Source organism: Mycobacterium sp. IDUB_21 (genome assembly GCF_055419425.1).
Genome location: NZ_JBVAXQ010000001.1, coordinates 61,909 through 77,630, shown reverse-complemented (window position 1 = coordinate 77,630; position 15,722 = coordinate 61,909). Strand labels below are relative to the sequence as shown.

Below are 15,722 nucleotides of genomic sequence, written 5' to 3'. Positions count from 1 at the left end.
GTAAGGAGTGGTCGTCCGGGTGGACACCAACGTGGTACAGCCAGCCAACTGGCGCCCGGGCGGGGCAATTCTATAACGTGTTCTACATGGCCGAACAGGAGTACGACGTCGTCGTGGTCGGAAGCGGCGGCGCCGGGATGGTCGCCGCCCTCGCTGCCGCCCACCAGGGACTGTCAACCATCGTCATCGAGAAAGCCGCGCACTACGGCGGTTCGACCGCCCGTTCCGGCGGCGGGGTGTGGATTCCCAACAACGAGGTGCTCGCACGCGCGGGCGTCAAGGACGATGCCGAGGCCGCCCGCACCTATCTGCGCACGATCATCGGTGATGTGGTTCCGGCCGAGAAGATCGACACCTACCTGCAGCGCGGGCCGGAGATGCTGTCGTTCGTGCTGAAGAACTCGCCGCTGAAGATGTGCTGGGTTCCCGGTTACGCCGACTACTACCCCGAGTCACCCGGCGGCAAGGCGACTGGTCGCTCCATCGAGCCGAAGCCGTTCAATGCCCGCAAACTCGGTGCCGACGCGGCCGGCCTGGAGCCGGCGTACGGCAAGGTGCCGTTGAATGTCGTTGTCATGCAGCAGGACTACGTCCGGCTCAACCAGCTCAAGCGCCACCCCCGCGGGGTGCTGCGCAGCCTGAAGGTCGGCGCTCGCACCATGTGGGCCCAGGCCACCGGCAAGAACCTGGTCGGCATGGGCCGCGCGTTGATCGCCCCGCTGCGCATCGGCCTGCGCGACGCCGGTGTCCCGGTTGAACTGAACACCGCGCTGACCGACCTCTACGTCGACAACGGCGTGGTCCGCGGGGTCTATGTCCGTGACAGCGACGCCGCGGAGTCGGTGGAGCCACGGCTGATTCGGGCGCGACGCGGGGTCATCCTGGCCAGCGGTGGATTCGAGCACAACGAGCAGATGCGGGTGAAGTACCAGCGCGCTCCGATCACCACCGAGTGGACCGTAGGGGCGAAGGCCAACACCGGCGAGGGCATCTTGGCCGGCGAGAAGCTCGGTGCCGCGCTGGACGTCATGGAGGACTCCTGGTGGGGTCCCACCGTGCCGCTGCCCGGAGCACCGTGGTTCGCGCTCTCGGAGCGCAACTCACCCGGATCGATCATCGTGAACATGGCCGGCAAGCGGTTCATGAACGAGTCGATGCCCTACGTCGAGGCCTGCCACCACATGTACGGCGGCGAATACGGGCAGGGGCCCGGTCCCGGCGAGAACATCCCGGCGTGGCTGGTGTTCGACCAGCGCTACCGCAACAATTACATCTTTGCGGGATTGCAGCCGGGACAACGGATTCCGAAGAAGTGGCTGGAGTCGGGAGTGATCGTCTCCGCAGACACTCTGGATGAACTGGCCGAGAAGACCGGGGTGCCGGCCGCAGCGTTGGCCGCGACCGTCGAGCGGTTCAACGAGTTCGCCCGCACCGGTGTGGACGAGGACTTCCACCGCGGCGAGAGCGCCTACGACCGTTACTACGGCGACCCGACCAACAAGCCGAACCCGAACCTGGGCCAGATCGCCCAGGGGCCGTTCTACGCGGCCAAGATGGTGCCCGGCGACCTGGGCACCAAGGGCGGGATCCGCACCGATGTGCGCGGCCGCGCGCTGCGTGACGACAACAGCGTCATCGAGGGGCTCTACGCCGCGGGCAATGTCAGCGCCCCGGTGATGGGCCACACCTACCCCGGACCCGGCGGCACCATCGGACCGGCGATGACCTTCGGTTACCTGGCCGCTCTCGACATCGCGGGGAAGGCTTAGACATGGCAATCGATCTCGATGTGGCCCTGGGCGCGGAATTCGGCCGGGTCGAATTCTCCTGGAGCGCAACCAACGTGCAGCTCTACAACCTGGCGCTGGGCGCCGTGTCGGACCCGATGGACCCGGGTGAGCTGAGCTACGTCGTCGACGGCACCCCGCAGGTGCTGCCGACGTTCGGCTGCGTCGCGGCGTCGTTCAACGACGTCGACCCGCCCAAGGTGAGCTGGCCGGGCGTTGAGATCGATCTGGCCAAGATCCTGCATGCCTCCGAGAAGGTGATCGTGCCTGCGCCGCTGCCGCCGTCCGGTAGCGCGCGTGCCGTCAGCCGGATCGTCGACGTCTGGGACAAGGGCAAGGCCGCCGTCGTCGTGCTCGAGACCAGCGTGACCAGCGCCGACGGCAACCCGCTGTGGACGCAGCAGCGGTCCATCTTCGCCCGCGGCGAGGGCGGCTTCGGCGGCGAACGCGGACCGGCTTCGTCTTCCGAACTTCCCGACCGCGCACCGGATTTCGAGATCGATATCCCGACAGCACCGCAGCAGGCACTGCTCTACCGGCTCTGCGGTGACCGCAACCCGCTGCATTCGGACCCGAAGTTCGCGGCTGCGGCCGGCTTCGACCGGCCGATCCTGCACGGTCTGTGCACCTACGGCATGACCTGCAAGGCAGTCGTGGACACCGTGCTGGACTCCAATGCCGCCGCGGTGCGTTCCTTTAGCGCCCGATTCGCCGGCGTGGTCTTCCCCGGCGAGACCCTGCGGGCCCGTGTCTGGAAAGAGGGCGGCCGGCTGCTGGGCAACGTGGTGGCGCCGTCGCGCGACAACGCCGCCGTGCTCAGCGACGTGGAGCTGGTCTCGGCGTAGCGACGCCGGCCGGCGGGGTGCCGCCAGCCACGAACCCGCAGTAGTCAGGCCTCGGCTTGCTTGCCACCCACGCTTGCGTGAACCTAATTGAAAATGACTTTCATCTTCGATATGGTGAGCGCCGTGACAGCGCCGGTGTGGATGGCCTCGCCCCCCGAGGTGCATTCGACGGCGCTGAGCAGTGGCCCGGGGCCGGGTCCATTGCTGTCTGCTGCCGGCGCATGGTCGTCGTTGAGCCTGGAGTACACCGAGATCGCAGCTGCGTTGCGGGAGTTGCTGGGTGCCACCCAGGCAGCGGCGTGGCAGGGGCCCAGCGCTGATCGGTATGTCGCCGCGCATCTGCCCTACCTGGCGTGGCTGGCCACGGCAAGTGCCGACAGCGCCACGTTGGCGGCGCAGCACGAGACGGCGGCCACCGCCTACATCAGCGCGCTGGCGGCCATGCCCACGATGCCCGAGCTGGCGGCCAACCACACGATCCACGGCGTTCTGGTGGCCACCAATTTCTTCGGCATCAACACCATCCCGATCGCACTCAACGAAGCCGACTACGTACGGATGTGGATCCAGGCCGCCACCACCATGGCCACCTACGAAGCGGTGTCCGGCTCCGCGCTGGCCTCGGCCCCGCCCGCCTCCGCGGCACCGTCGATCGTGTTACACGACGAGGCCGGTAGCGCCCACGATGACCACGACCACGACCACGGCGGCGACGGAATCCACGACGGTGAGTTGGACCCGAGCGACCCGGAGTGGTGGCGGGACTTCTTCGGTGAGCTGGGCGAATACGGCGACACCATTCTCAACGACTTGCTGACCAACCCGGGTGCGCTGCTCACCGACCTCCCGTTCATATTGGCCGACTTGACCTTCCACGCCAGCCAAATAGCCTCGACGCTGAGCCAATTCGCTCCCGCTCTGATCCAGCCGGCGCTGGCCCTGGTGATCGGCAACCTGGGCTGGGCAGCCGGCTTGGCCGGACTGGCCGGAATTCAGCCCGTCCCGGTCGCCGCCGTCGGTGCGAATCCGATCCCGGCGGCGCCCACCGTGCTGCCGGCCGCAGGCGCTTCGTCCAGCACCCCGTCGGTTCCCGCCTCCACCACGGCGACGGTCCCCTCTTCTGCATCGGTACCCACGACCAGCGCGGCGCCCGCTGCCGCGCCGCCCGCGGCTCCCCCGGCCGGCGGAAGCCCGGGATTCTTCCCGCCCTATGTGATTGGGCCATCCGGGTCGACCGGGCGGATCAGCGCCACAGGGCGCACCCACGCCGTCAAGAAGGCCCCAAATCCGGATCAGGCGGTCGAGGCGGCTGCCGCGGCCGCACGGGATCGAACCCGGGCGCGCCGACGCCGCAGCGCCCGCGGGCACGGCAGCGAGTACCTCCGTATGTATGGTGACATGACCATGGATGCATCCGATAGCGGCACCGGCGCACTGGGTTTCGCCGGGGCGCACGCCGAGCTGGCCATGTCTGCAACGGGTTTGGCCACCTTGGCTGCCGACGGCTTCGGCAATGGGCCGACCGTTCCGCTGTTACCCGAGAGCTGGGATGATCCCGCCAACCGCTGACTGAAGCGGAGTCGAGGGATCTCCTAGCCCAGGATCAGACCCGAAGTGGGCACGCCGGTACCGGCGGTCACCAGCACGTGCTCCACGTTCGGCACTTGGTTGACCGAGGTGCCACGCAGCTGGCGCACCCCCTCAGCGATGCCGTTCATCCCGTGCACGTAGGCCTCGCCGAGTTGCCCGCCGTGGGTGTTGATCGGCAGCCGGCCGCCCAGCTCGATGGTCCCGCCGGCGATGAAGTCCTTCGCCTCGCCGCGACCGCAGAAACCCAACTCCTCCAACTGGATCAGCGTGTAGGGGGTGAAGTGGTCGTAGAGCACCGCGGTCTGGATGTCGGCCGGTGTCAGGCCGGACTGCGCCCACATCTGCTTGCCCACCAAGCCCATTTCGGGCAGCCCGAGCTCCTCGCGGTAATAGGAGTACATGGTGAACTGGTCGGCCCCGGCGCCCTGTGCCGCCGCTTCGATGACCGCCGGGCGATGCTTGAGGTCGCGGGCCCGCTCGGGTGTGGTGACCACGATCGCCACCCCGCCGTCGGTCTCCTGGCAGCAGTCCAGCAGCCGCAGCGGCTCGGCGATCCACCGCGAGTTCTGGTGGTCCTCAATGGTGATCGGCTTGCCGTAGAAGTGCGCCTTGGGGTTGGTCGCCGCATGCTTGCGATCGGCCACCGACACCACACCGAAATCCGCACTGGTCGCGCCGTATTCGTGCATGTAGCGCTGGGCGATCATCGCCACCGACGCGGCCGGGGTGCTCAGCCCGTGCGGGTAGGACCAGCTGTACTCCACGCCGCGGGAATCGGCGTTGACCGTCAGCCCGCTCATCACCTGGCCGAATCGGAACTCCGAGCGCTCGTTAAAGGCACGGTAAGCCACTACGACTTCAGCGACCCCCGTAGCCACCGCCAGGGCCGCCTGCTGCACCGTCGCCGCGGCCGCACCGCCGCCGTAACCGATCTGGGAGAAGAACTTCAGCTCACCGATGCCGGTGGCGCGCGCGACGGCGGTCTCCAGGTTGGAGTCCATGGTGAAGGTGACCAGGCCGTCGACGTCGGCTGGGCTCAGGCCCGCATCGTCGAGGGCATCGAGCACCGCCTCTGCGGCCAGGCGCAGTTCACTGCGGCCGGATTCCTTGGAGAAGTCGGTCGCGCCGATCCCGGCGATGGCGGCTTTACCGGACAACATCACGCCTCCCCGACGGTCAGTGTGGCGGTGGCGATGACATGGTCGCCAAGGCTGTTGTTGCCAACGACTTTCACGCTGACGAGGCCGTCGTCCACTGCAGTCACCTCACCGGTGAAGGTGACGGTGTCGTAGGCGTACCACGGCACGCCCAGTCGCAGGCCGATCGAGCGGATCACCGCATCGGGTCCGGCCCAGTCGGTGATGTAGCGCTGCACCAGGCCGGTATCGGTCAGGATGTTGACGAAGATGTCCTTGGAGCCCTTGGCCTGCGCTTTGTCCCGGTCGTGGTGCACGTCCTGGTAATCGCGGGTGGCGATCGCCGTGGAGACGATGAACGTCGGGTCGCCGTAGATCTTCAGCTCGGGCAGCTTGGTGCCCACTTCGACGGTCGGAGCGCTCATGCCCCGCCTCCTTCCACAGCCTGCCAGGCGTACAGGGTCCACGCCGGGCCGACATCGCTGGCGGGAAAATCGAGATAGGTTGCGCGAACCGGCATTCCGATAGCGACGGCGGCAGTGTCAATGCCGCGGAGCTCACCGAGCATCCGTACGCCCTCCTCGAGCTCCACCAGCGCGATCACGAAAGGCACGCTGCGGCCTGGAACTTTGGGGGCGTGGTGCACCACGTAGCTGAACACCGTTCCCTTGCCGCTGGAAACGACGTAGTCGGTGGTCTCGGTCTTGTCCTTCCAGATCGCCGGTACCGGCGGGTGCGCCAAGCTGCCGTCCGGGCGCTGCTGGATGCGCAGTTCGTGGGCGGCCACCCCGTCCCAGAAGTATTTGGAGTCCCTCGACCACGACGGTCGCATCATCTTGTCGGGTTCGAGATCTTCGGGCGCCGCAGCCGGCGCGGGACCTTGGCCGTTCTTCTCCCCCGGCAGGAACTTCAGGATGCGCCAGAGCATGTCGGCGACTTCGTCTTCGCCGACCCACCAGCGGATCTTCTGGGTGATGAAGTAGCCCTCACCCAGGCCGGTCTTCTTGGGACCCACGATGTCGGTGATGTCGGCGGTGACACTGACTTCTTCGCCGGGCTGCAGGTACCGGTGGTAGGTCTGCTCACAGTTGGTCGCCACCACCCCGACATAGCCTGCGCCGTCGAACAATTCCATCACTTTGCCGAGCGGATCGTCGGCGGGTCGCTCCCCGCCCAGGCCCATCATCGTCCACACCTGGATCATCGCCGGCGGTGCGACGATCCCAGGGTGACCGGCCGCCTTGGCGGCAGCCTCATCGATGTAGATCGGGTTGTCGTCGCCGATGGCATCGACCCAGTGGCGGATCATCGGCTGGTTCACCGGATCCCGGCCGGTTCGCGGCTCGCTGCGGCCGGCCGCCAATATCTGCTCGATCCCGGAGGAAAGGTCGCTCATCTGTCTCCTCGACTCATCGCGGCACCCGCGGGACCTTGAGGCCGGAAGCGGCGATCATCTCCCGCATCACCTCGTTGACTCCGCCACCGAACGTGATGACCAGGTTGCGCTTGGTCTGCGCGTCCAGCCAGCGCAGCAGTTCGGCGGTGGCCGGGTCGGCCGGGTTGCCGTAGCAGCCGACGATCTCCTCGGCCAGCCGCCCGGCGTACTGGATCCGCTCGGTGCCGAATACCTTCGTGGCCGCGGCGTCGGCTACCTCGATGATCTCGCCCGCAGCGGCGACCTGCCAGTTCAGCAGCTCGTTGATACGGAACATGGCGTGGATCTCGCCGAGCCCGCGTTTGACCGCCTCGTGGCTGATCGGGGACACCCCGTCGCCGCCGGGTTTGGTGGCCCAGCCGTAGACCTTGTCGTAGAGGGCGCCGAACCGGCCGGCCGGGCCCAGCATCACCCGCTCGTTGTTGAGCTGGGTGGTGATCAGCCGCCAGCCACCGTTCTCCTCGCCGACCAGCATGTCGGCGGGGACCCGCACGTCGTTGTAGTAGGTCGCGTTGGTGTGATGCGCGCCGTCGGACAGAATCATCGGCGTCCAGGAGTAACCCGGGTCCTTGGTGTCGACGATCAGGATCGAAATCCCCTTGTGCTTCACCGCGGTCGGATCGGTGCGGACCGCCAGCCAGATGTAGTCCGCGTCGTGCGCGCCGGTGGTGAACACCTTCTGGCCGTTGACGATGTAATGGTCGCCGTCACGAACAGCGGTGGTGCGCAACGACGCCAGGTCGGTGCCGGCCTCCGGCTCGGTGTAACCGATCGCGAAATGCACTTCCCCGGCCAGGATGGCGGGCAGGAACTTCTTCTTCTGCGCCTCGTTGCCGTACACCTGCAGGGTCGGCCCGACGGTCTGCAGGGTCACGGCCGGCAGCGGAATGTCGGCGCGCTGCGCCTCATTGACGAAGATCTGCTGTTCGATCGGCCCGAAGCCCAGGCCGCCGAACTCCTTGGGCCAGCCGACGCCGAGCTTGCCGTCGCTGCCCATCCGACGGATCACATCCCGATAGGCCTGGGAATGCCTGTCGGTGGACATCGCCTTCTCCTCATCGGGAGTGATCAGATTGGCGAAGTATTCCCGAAATTCGGCTTGCAGCTGGCGCTGCTCGGGGGTCAGATCGACGAACATTGTTCTCCAAGCATCTCGAGTCGCTGCGACCGTCCGCCCAGCAGGCGGTTCAGGTCCTTGATCGTGGAGTAGTAGCGGTCCATCGGGTAATCGACGTCCATACCCATCCCGCCGTGCAGGTGATGGCAGAGCTGCATCACCGGCGGCGCTTGCGAGGTGATCCAGTATCCGAGCACGCCGAGGTCATCGGTGGCGTCGAGGCCGTTGGCCAGCCGCCACACTACCGAGGTCGCCGCCAAAGTGATGGTGCGCGAGACGATGTAGACCTCCGAGAGCTGGGCGGCCACCGTCTGGAAGGTGGACAACGGCCGACCGAACTGCTCGCGGGTGCCGACGTAATCGGCGGTCAGCCGCAGCGCGCCGGCGACCAGACCGGAGGCGTAGGCACCGATCATGGCCAGCGCCAACTGATTCATCCGCTGCACCGACGCGCCGTCGAGTACGTCCACCTCTACATCGTCGAAGACGACCGCGTACTCGTCGCTGTGGTTGGCGGTCGGGGTCTTGGTCAGCGTCACACCGTCGGCGTTCGGCGAGACCACGACGACGCCGGTGTCGGCAGTGACCAGGATCCACTCGGCCTGCTCGGCGTAGGGCACGCCGACCTTGATGCCGGACAACCGATTACCGGCGAGCGTGGTGGCGGGCGCTTCGGGCAGCCCGACAGCGGGCTCGTCGAGCGCGGCAGTCAGCACCGCGCCCTTGGCCAGGCCGGCCAGGTAGCGGTCCTGCTGAGCCTCGGAAGCCAGCTCCAGCAGCGGCACCAAGCCGAACCCGAGGGTGGCCAGAGCGGGACTGATGGTCCCGTGCCGGCCGACCTCGGTGAGCGCCGTGGCCACTTCGGACAGCCCGACACCGTCACCGCCGAGCCGCTCCGGCACCGCGAGCGCCGTCACCCCACCGGCGACCAGCGCCTCCCAGCTGTTGTCCCGGTCGAGCACCGACGTGACGACGTCGGCGACAGCCTGCTGTTCCGGATCTGGACTGAAGTCCACCCGAATCTCCTTAAATCTAGTGGGCCACCGGGCATTTGCCGGTGTAGTCCATCTGCCAATGCTTGATGCCGTTGAGCCACCCGGACCGCAGCCGATCCGGCTTGGCCAGCGGCGTGAGGTCCGGAACGTGGTCGGCGACCGCGTTGAAGATCAGGTCGATCGTCAACCGGGCCAGGTGTGTGCCGATGCAGTAGTGCGCACCGCTGCCGCCGAATCCGACGTGCGGGTTGGGGTCGCGCAGAATGTTGAAGCTCGACGGCTCGTCGAAAGCGTCCTCGTCGAAGTTGGCCGAGCGGTAGAACATCACCACCCGCTGCCCCTTCTTGATCTGCGCTCCGGACAGTTCGTAGTCTTCCAGCGCGGTGCGCTGGAAACAGATCACCGGGGAGGCCCACCGCACGATCTCGTCGGCGGCAGTCTGCGGACGCTGGGACTTGAACAACTCCCACTGCTCGGGGTGTTCGGAGAACGCGATCATGCCGTGGGTGATCGAGTTACGGGTGGTCTCGTTGCCGGCCACCGCCAGCATCACCACGAAGAAGCCGAACTCGTCATCGGAGAGCTTTTCACCGTCGATCTCGGCGTTGATCAATGTGGTGACGATGTCTTCGCCCGGATTCTCCGCTTTGACCGCAGCCAGTTGCATGGCGTACTGGATCAGCTCGACCGACGAGGCCTGCGAGTCGACGTCGGCGTATTCGGGGTCCTCGCCACCGGTCATCTCGTTGGACCAGCGGAAGAGTTTGTCGCGGTCCTCCTGCGGCACGCCGAGCAGACCGGCAATCGCCTGCAGCGGCAGTTCACAGGACACCTGCTCGACGAAGTCGCCGGAGCCGGCCGCCGCGGCTTCCCTGACGATGGCCTGGGCGCGCTCGCTGAGCTCGTCGCGCAGCCGCCCGATCGTGCGCGGGGTGAAACCCCGGGAGATGATCCGGCGCAGCCGGGTGTGATGCGGTGCATCCATGTTGAGCATCACGAACCGCTGAAGCTCGATGTTCTCCCGCTGCATGTCGTCGGGGAACCGTGGGATCACACAGTTTTCGAAGCTGGAGAAGACGTCGCTGCGCAGCGACACCTCTTTGACGTCGTCGAGCTTGGTGACCGCCCAGTAGCCGCCGTCGTTGAATCCGCCGCCCTTGCCGGGGGCCTGCTCGATCCAACAGACCGGTGCCGCCTTGCGCAGCTGCGCGAACTCCTCCTCGGGTATGCCCTTGACGATGACGTCAGGGTCGAGGAAGTCGAATCCAGGGGGAAGTATGGACATGGTGGAACTAGCCTCCAGTGTTCGTTTGGTGATTCAGGCGGACTTGCCGGTGTAGTCGACCTGCCAGTGCTTGATGCCGTTGAGCCAGCCCGACCGCAGCCGGTCCGGGGCGGCCAGCGGCTTGAGGTCCGGGATCTGGTCGGCGATGGCGTTGAACATCAAGTTCACCGACATCCGGGCCAGGTGGGTGCCGATGCAGTAATGCGCACCGGTGCCACCGAAGCCGACGTGCGGGTTCGGGTCACGCAGGACGTCGAACTGCCGCGGGTTGTCGAACACCTCGGGGTCGAAGTTGGCCGCACGGTAGAACATCACCACCCGCTGGCCCGCCTTGATGTTCACCCCGGACAGCTCGTAATCGCGGGTTGCGGTGCGCTGGAACGACGTCACCGGGGTGGCCCAGCGAACCACCTCGTCGGCGGTGGTCTCCGGGCGCTGTTTCTTGTACAACTCCCACTGATCGGGGAACTCGGTGAACGCCATCATGCCCTGGGTGATCGAGTTGCGAGTCGTCTCACTACCGGCCACAGCCAGCAGGATGATGAAGAACCCCAGCTCATCGTCGTTGAGCTTCTCGCCGTCGATGTCAGCCTCGATCAGCGTGGTCACGATGTCGTGACCGGGGTTCTGCCGCTTCATCTCGGCCAGCTGCAGCCCGTAGGAGATGATCTCCATCGACGAGGTGGCCGGGTCGAAGTGGGCGTACTCCGGGTCGTCGTACGAGGTCATCTGGTTGGTCCAGTTGAAGAGCTTGCCGCGGTCTTCCTGCGGCACCCCCATCAGCCCGGCGATCGCCTGCAGCGGCAACTCGGAGGCCACCTCCACCACGAAGTCGCCGGTGCCCTTGGCGGCAGCCTCCTTGGCGATGGCCTGCGCACGCTCCTGCAGCTCGTCGTGCAGCGGCAGGATGTGGCGCGGGGTGAAGCCACGCGAGACGATCCGGCGCAGCCGGGTGTGCCGCGGCGCATCCTGGTTGAGCATCAACAGCCGTCCGACGTCGATGTTCTCCCGTTCGATGTCGTCGTTATAGCGCGGGATGGCCCCGTTGATCTCGCTGGAGAACACGTCGTCGAGCCGGGACACCTCTTTGACGTCGTGGTGACTGGTGATCGCCCAGTAGCCGCCGTCTTTGAAACCACCGCTCTTGTCGTCCGGCTGCTCGATCCAGGTGATCGGCGCTGCGGCCCGCACTTCGGCGAACTCTGCATCCGGGAGCCGCTCGGCGTAGATCTCCGGGTCGGTGAAGTCGAACCCCGGCGGCAGTTTGACACTCGACATCGGCAGACTCCTAAATGCAACGCGTTCTAGTAGCAGTAAAACATGGCCTCACCATAGAGCAAAGGCGTGTTCACGTCGTCGCTTGTCAGACTAATGAAACGTGTTCTAGCCTGGCCGCATGGGTAATCCTGTCATTGTCGAAGCCACTCGCAGCCCGATCGGTAAACGTAACGGCTGGCTGTCCGGCCTGCACGCCACCGAATTGCTCGGGGCGGTGCAGAAGGCACTGGTCACCAAGGCGGGGATCGAGCCGGGCAGCGTCGAGCAGGTCATCGGCGGCTGCGTCACCCAATTCGGCGAGCAGGGCAACAACGTCACCCGGCAGTCCTGGCTGATCGCCGGGCTGCCCGAGCACGTCGGAGCCACCACCGTCGACTGCCAGTGCGGCAGCGCGCAACAGGCCAACCACCTGATCGCCGGGTTGATCGCCGTCGGCGCCATCGACGTCGGCATCGCCTGCGGAATCGAGGCGATGAGCCGCGTGGGCTTGGGCGAGAACGGCGGCGGCGCCCGCGCCGCATCCTGGGACATCGATCTGCCCAACCAGTTCGAGGCCGCCGAGCGGATCGCCAAGCGCCGGGGCATCACCCGCGCCGACGTGGACGCGCTCGGACTGCGGTCCCAGCAGCTGGCCAAGCAGGCTTGGGCCGAAGGCAGGTTCGACCGGGAGATCTCCCCGATCGAGGCGCCGGTGATCGACGAGAACAAGCAACCCACCTCCGAGCTGACCGTCGTCGGCCGCGATCAAGGCTTGCGCGACACCACCATCGAGGGCCTGACCAAGCTGAACCCGGTGATCGAGGGCGGCATCCACACGGCCGGCACCAGCTCGCAGATCTCCGACGGCGCGGCCGCGGTGCTGTGGATGGACGAAGACAAAGCAAAAGCGCTCGGCTTCAAACCGCGGGCCCGGATCGTCAGCCAGGCACTGGTCGGCGCCGAGACCTACTACCACCTGGACGGGCCGGTTCAGTCCACCGCCAAGGTGCTGGAGAAGGCCGGGATGAAGATGGGTGACATCGACCTGGTCGAGATCAACGAGGCGTTCGCCTCGGTGGTGTTGTCCTGGGCCGCGGTGCACAACCCGGACATGGACCGGGTCAACGTCAACGGCGGGGCGATCGCGCTGGGCCACCCGGTGGGTTCCACGGGCAGCCGGCTGATCACCACCGCGCTGCACGAACTCGAGCGCACCGACAAGTCGACCGCGCTGATCACCATGTGCGCCGGCGGGGCACTGTCCACCGGCACCATCATCGAGCGGATCTGATGGTCGCGGTGCCGGACACCGACCGGATCGCGGCGGCCCAGGCCTACATCGACGCGCTGGTCAGCCACGACGCCTCCGCGGTCCGGTTCGCACCCGGCTGCACCCGCATCGAGGTCGGGCTCAAGACCGGTTTCTCCGGAAATCATTTGCGCCGCAGCCTGAATCGCGGTCCGCAGTTCAAGCTGATCTCAGCTGCCACCCTGCCGGAGTACAGCATCGACGGCGACGACGTGCGGGCGGTCTACGACATCATCACCAAGCCGTCGCTGTTCGGAATGCGCGTGTGCTCCCACGTCGACGAGATTTTTCGGATTCCCGCCGACAGCCCGGACGGCACCGCCACCATCCACCACATCCGGGCCGGGATCAAACCGTTCGTGCAACGTTAGGGTGGTGCGGTGGAGACACCAGAGAAGCCGAAGTCACTGGACTCGCCGGTCACCGGCACCGTAATCAAGTGGATGTCGCGGGCCAATACCTGGGCCTACAAGGCCACCGGCGGCCGGGTCGGCGGCAAATGGCGGCTGGGCACCAAGCATTTCGGGGAGCTTCCCGAGGTCGGCATCCTCACCACCACCGGACGTAAGACCGGCCAGCCACGCGAGTCCCCGCTGCTTTTCCTGCGGGAGGGCGACCGGGTGATCCTGGTGGCGTCTCAGGGCGGGCGCCCCACCAACCCGATGTGGTACCTGAACCTCAAAGCCAACCCGCAGGTTTCGTTTCGGATCCGCAGCGAGGTGTTGACGCTGCGCGCCCGCGATGCCGATGAGTCGGAGCGGGCCTCCTACTGGCCGAAGCTCGACGCGATGTACCCCGACTTCGTCAACTACCGCGCCTGGACCGAACGGGAGATCCCGATCGTCATCTGCGATCCCTAGGTGTAACCCGCGAAGTATCAGACGGTGTGGGCCTCGGAGGGGATCCGCTCCCACTGTTTCCAGCGCCGGATCTCATCGGCGTTCAGTTCCCGGCCGAGCACAGTGAACACTGCGACGCCGTGCTCCAAGTAGAGCTCCTCGTTGCGCCGCCACGCATGCAAGTAGCGATAGAACGGCAACCACGGGTGCAGGTGATGCACCAGGTGGTAATTCTGGGACAGCATCAGCGGAGCCATCAGCCATTCCATCCCGACCCGGAGACGGCTGGCGCGATACCGGTTCTCGCGCTGCGTGGCCTCAAGCCCATGATGCGGCAGCCAGTCGAACGCCCATCCGATGATGAAAAGACCAATGCGCTGCGGGATCAACACGACCTCCGCGAGCAGCCAGAAGTGGTTGGTGACGATCGCGCCGCCGATCACCGTGGCCGTCAGCGGCAGCAGCACCGCTGTTTCGGCGAGCTCGGCCACCGGACGCCGCCAAGAATGGCGAATCCGCCCCCACAGCTTGCGGGTATACCAGTACGCGTTGAAGAGGTCCAACAGCGCCCAGCGCAACGGCAGCTGGCAGGCCGGTGCGTGGGTGGCGAACATGTCCGGGTCGCGGTCAGCGTCATTGGCGTGGCGGTGATGCTCGCCGTGCACGTAGCCGAACGCCGGCAACGAGAACGGTGGCACCACGAACAGCCAGGCCAGCCGGCCAACCACCGCATTGATCCAGCGCACCGAGCAAAAAGAGCGGTGCAGGGCTTCGTGGGCCACCGAGAACATCACGTAGGAGACCATGGCGCTCAGCGGGATGACGACCCAGGCCGGAACGGATCCGCGGATCGCACCGGCGGCCACCAGCACGAAGACGGTCAGGGCGCCCACCGCGAGTCCGAAGGTGGGCCAAGCGAAAGTCGGTGTGCCCTCGCCAGGGTGCGGGTGCTGCCGGCGCCGGATCGCCGCGGGCGGGCTTTCCATCACCTCAGGCACCGACCCAAAACCTCCAGCAAACAGCAGCACGGAAAAAATGACGGGCGCGTAAAACTGAGAACAGATGAAGACTACTTCTTATTCGGACGAGGCGTAAGGCGCAACGCTCCATCGTCAGGCTAAGTAAGTATCACAATATTGACGCCGCTGTATAACACCGCTGCTCGTCGCAGCGGCGGCGCGCTGTCCGGGGCCTCCGGCCCCGTAGACCTCAGGCCCCGTAGACCGGCACCGGCGGCCGCGCCTGCGCCAGCAGGCCGGTCACGACCGGCGCCAGCTCGGCGGGGTCCCAGCGGGCACCCTTGTCGATCTCCGGGCCGTGGGCCCAGCCCTCGGCGACGCGGATCTTGCCGCCCTCGACCTCGAAGACCTTGCCGGTCACGTCCCTGGATTCCACGCTGCCCAGCCACACCACCAGCGGACTGACGTTCTCCGGAGCCATCGCGTCGAAGGACTGATCCTGGGTGGCCATCATGTCGGCGAACACGGTCTCGGTCATCCGGGTGCGCGCCGACGGGGCGATCGCGTTGACCGTGACCCCGTAGCGGCCCATCTCGGCCGCGGCGACCAGAGTCAGCGCGGCGATACCAGCCTTGGAGGCGCTGTAGGTGGCCTGCCCGACGCTGCCCTGCAGACCGGCGCCCGAACTGGTGTTGATGATGCGGGCGTCGACGGTTTCGCCGGCCTTGGACTGCGCCCGCCAGTAGGCGGCGGCGTGCTTCATGGTGGCGAAGTGGCCCTTGAGGTGCACCGCGGTAACGGCGTCGAATTCCTCTTCGGTGGCGTTGGCGAACATCCGGTCACGCACGATCCCGGCATTGTTGACCAGCACATCCAACCCGCCGAAGCTCTCCACCGCGGTCTGGATCAGCGCGGCGGCCTGATCCCAGTCGGCCACGTTGGATCCGTTGGCGACGGCTTCCCCACCGGCGGCGACGATCTCGTCGACCACGCCCTGGGCAGCGCTGCCCCCACCGGCCGGTGACCCGTCCAGGCCCACACCGATGTCGTTGACCACCACCCGGGCGCCCTCGGCGGCGAAGGCCAGCGCATGCGCCCGACCGATTCCGCCGCCCGCTCCGGTGACGATGACCACGCGGCCGTCGAGAAGTCCCATGTGTGCTCTCTC

The 15,722-nt window shown here is 66.7% G+C and carries 15 protein-coding genes; 6 read left to right on the top strand and 9 right to left on the bottom strand.

What is annotated here, in order from left to right:
- The first annotated feature begins 86 nt into the window (after window positions 1–86).
- From kstD to ACZYY4_RS00345, 3 genes are all read left to right on the top strand, one after another.
- A complete protein-coding gene (gene kstD, locus ACZYY4_RS00355; protein WP_463807426.1) occupies window positions 87–1,769 on the top strand; it encodes a 3-oxosteroid 1-dehydrogenase in 1,683 nt (560 codons plus the stop codon).
- Between the two features lie 2 nt (window positions 1,770–1,771).
- A complete protein-coding gene (locus tag ACZYY4_RS00350) occupies window positions 1,772–2,632 on the top strand; it encodes a MaoC/PaaZ C-terminal domain-containing protein (protein WP_463807425.1) in 861 nt (286 codons plus the stop codon).
- Window positions 2,633–2,743: 111 nt separating this feature from the next.
- The gene (locus ACZYY4_RS00345) at window positions 2,744–4,201 is read left to right on the top strand and encodes a PPE domain-containing protein (RefSeq protein WP_463807930.1); all 1,458 of its coding nucleotides are present in this window, start codon (window positions 2,744–2,746) and stop codon (window positions 4,199–4,201) included.
- 23 nt (window positions 4,202–4,224) lie between these two features.
- On the opposite strand, the gene ACZYY4_RS00340 is transcribed toward ACZYY4_RS00345, so the two are convergent.
- From ACZYY4_RS00340 to ACZYY4_RS00310, 7 genes are read right to left on the bottom strand one after another with little or no spacing between them, the layout of a single operon-like run.
- Window positions 4,225–5,382: a lipid-transfer protein gene (locus tag ACZYY4_RS00340; RefSeq protein WP_463807424.1), complete on the bottom strand. Its 1,158-nt coding sequence runs from the start codon at window positions 5,380–5,382 to the stop codon at window positions 4,225–4,227.
- Entirely contained in the window at window positions 5,382–5,783 is a 402-nt protein-coding gene (locus ACZYY4_RS00335) for a MaoC family dehydratase (RefSeq protein WP_463807423.1), read from the bottom strand. Before ACZYY4_RS00335 ends, ACZYY4_RS00340 begins: the two co-directional genes overlap by 1 nt.
- Window positions 5,780–6,754 (bottom strand): bifunctional MaoC family dehydratase N-terminal/OB-fold nucleic acid binding domain-containing protein, encoded by a 975-nt coding sequence (locus ACZYY4_RS00330; protein ID WP_463807422.1) that lies wholly within the window; start codon window positions 6,752–6,754, stop codon window positions 5,780–5,782. Before ACZYY4_RS00330 ends, ACZYY4_RS00335 begins: the two co-directional genes overlap by 4 nt.
- Window positions 6,755–6,767: 13 nt before the next feature.
- Window positions 6,768–7,931, bottom strand: coding sequence for an acyl-CoA dehydrogenase FadE29 (gene fadE29, locus ACZYY4_RS00325; protein WP_463807421.1), 1,164 nt, complete (start codon window positions 7,929–7,931; stop codon window positions 6,768–6,770).
- On the bottom strand, window positions 7,916–8,926 hold the full coding sequence (locus ACZYY4_RS00320) for an acyl-CoA dehydrogenase family protein (protein WP_463807420.1): 1,011 nt from the start codon (window positions 8,924–8,926) through the stop codon (window positions 7,916–7,918). The genes fadE29 and ACZYY4_RS00320 overlap by 16 nt, the downstream gene beginning before the upstream one ends.
- A gap of 16 nt (window positions 8,927–8,942) precedes the next feature.
- On the bottom strand, window positions 8,943–10,190 hold the full coding sequence (locus ACZYY4_RS00315; protein ID WP_463807419.1) for a cytochrome P450: 1,248 nt from the start codon (window positions 10,188–10,190) through the stop codon (window positions 8,943–8,945).
- A gap of 33 nt (window positions 10,191–10,223) precedes the next feature.
- Window positions 10,224–11,468, bottom strand: coding sequence for a cytochrome P450 (locus ACZYY4_RS00310; RefSeq protein ID WP_463807418.1), 1,245 nt, complete (start codon window positions 11,466–11,468; stop codon window positions 10,224–10,226).
- A 118-nt stretch (window positions 11,469–11,586) separates the two neighbouring features.
- Here ACZYY4_RS00310 and ACZYY4_RS00305 point away from each other — a divergent pair, with 118 nt between their 5' ends.
- The 3 genes from ACZYY4_RS00305 (at window position 11,587) to ACZYY4_RS00295 (ending at window position 13,616) form a co-directional block, all read left to right on the top strand.
- A complete protein-coding gene (locus ACZYY4_RS00305) occupies window positions 11,587–12,738 on the top strand; it encodes a steroid 3-ketoacyl-CoA thiolase (RefSeq protein ID WP_463807417.1) in 1,152 nt (383 codons plus the stop codon).
- Window positions 12,738–13,127 (top strand): DUF8021 domain-containing protein, encoded by a 390-nt coding sequence (locus ACZYY4_RS00300; RefSeq protein WP_463807416.1) that lies wholly within the window; start codon window positions 12,738–12,740, stop codon window positions 13,125–13,127. The genes ACZYY4_RS00305 and ACZYY4_RS00300 overlap by 1 nt, the downstream gene beginning before the upstream one ends.
- A gap of 72 nt (window positions 13,128–13,199) precedes the next feature.
- Entirely contained in the window at window positions 13,200–13,616 is a 417-nt protein-coding gene (locus ACZYY4_RS00295) for a nitroreductase family deazaflavin-dependent oxidoreductase (protein WP_463807929.1), read from the top strand.
- 17 nt (window positions 13,617–13,633) lie between these two features.
- Here ACZYY4_RS00295 and ACZYY4_RS00290 read toward each other — a convergent pair whose 3' ends face one another.
- Window positions 13,634–14,593, bottom strand: coding sequence for a fatty acid desaturase (locus ACZYY4_RS00290; RefSeq protein ID WP_463807415.1), 960 nt, complete (start codon window positions 14,591–14,593; stop codon window positions 13,634–13,636).
- 211 nt (window positions 14,594–14,804) lie between these two features.
- Window positions 14,805–15,710, bottom strand: coding sequence for an SDR family oxidoreductase (locus ACZYY4_RS00285; RefSeq protein ID WP_463807414.1), 906 nt, complete (start codon window positions 15,708–15,710; stop codon window positions 14,805–14,807).
- Between the last annotated feature and the right edge of the window lie 12 nt (window positions 15,711–15,722).

What these genes read in the sequence shown, in the direction of transcription:
- kstD (WP_463807426.1), top strand. Translation starts at nt 87, where the DNA reads ATGGCCGAACAGGAGTACGACGTCGTCGTGGTCGGAAGCGGCGGCGCC.
- ACZYY4_RS00350 (WP_463807425.1), top strand. Translation starts at nt 1,772, where the DNA reads ATGGCAATCGATCTCGATGTGGCCCTGGGCGCGGAATTCGGCCGGGTC.
- ACZYY4_RS00345 (WP_463807930.1), top strand. Translation starts at nt 2,744, where the DNA reads ATGGTGAGCGCCGTGACAGCGCCGGTGTGGATGGCCTCGCCCCCCGAG.
- ACZYY4_RS00340 (WP_463807424.1), bottom strand. Translation starts at nt 5,382, where the DNA reads ATGTTGTCCGGTAAAGCCGCCATCGCCGGGATCGGCGCGACCGACTTC.
- ACZYY4_RS00335 (WP_463807423.1), bottom strand. Translation starts at nt 5,783, where the DNA reads ATGAGCGCTCCGACCGTCGAAGTGGGCACCAAGCTGCCCGAGCTGAAG.
- ACZYY4_RS00330 (WP_463807422.1), bottom strand. Translation starts at nt 6,754, where the DNA reads ATGAGCGACCTTTCCTCCGGGATCGAGCAGATATTGGCGGCCGGCCGC.
- fadE29 (WP_463807421.1), bottom strand. Translation starts at nt 7,931, where the DNA reads ATGTTCGTCGATCTGACCCCCGAGCAGCGCCAGCTGCAAGCCGAATTT.
- ACZYY4_RS00315 (WP_463807419.1), bottom strand. Translation starts at nt 10,190, where the DNA reads ATGTCCATACTTCCCCCTGGATTCGACTTCCTCGACCCTGACGTCATC.
- ACZYY4_RS00310 (WP_463807418.1), bottom strand. Translation starts at nt 11,468, where the DNA reads ATGTCGAGTGTCAAACTGCCGCCGGGGTTCGACTTCACCGACCCGGAG.
- ACZYY4_RS00305 (WP_463807417.1), top strand. Translation starts at nt 11,587, where the DNA reads ATGGGTAATCCTGTCATTGTCGAAGCCACTCGCAGCCCGATCGGTAAA.
- ACZYY4_RS00300 (WP_463807416.1), top strand. Translation starts at nt 12,738, where the DNA reads ATGGTCGCGGTGCCGGACACCGACCGGATCGCGGCGGCCCAGGCCTAC.
- ACZYY4_RS00295 (WP_463807929.1), top strand. Translation starts at nt 13,200, where the DNA reads ATGTCGCGGGCCAATACCTGGGCCTACAAGGCCACCGGCGGCCGGGTC.
- ACZYY4_RS00285 (WP_463807414.1), bottom strand. Translation starts at nt 15,710, where the DNA reads ATGGGACTTCTCGACGGCCGCGTGGTCATCGTCACCGGAGCGGGCGGC.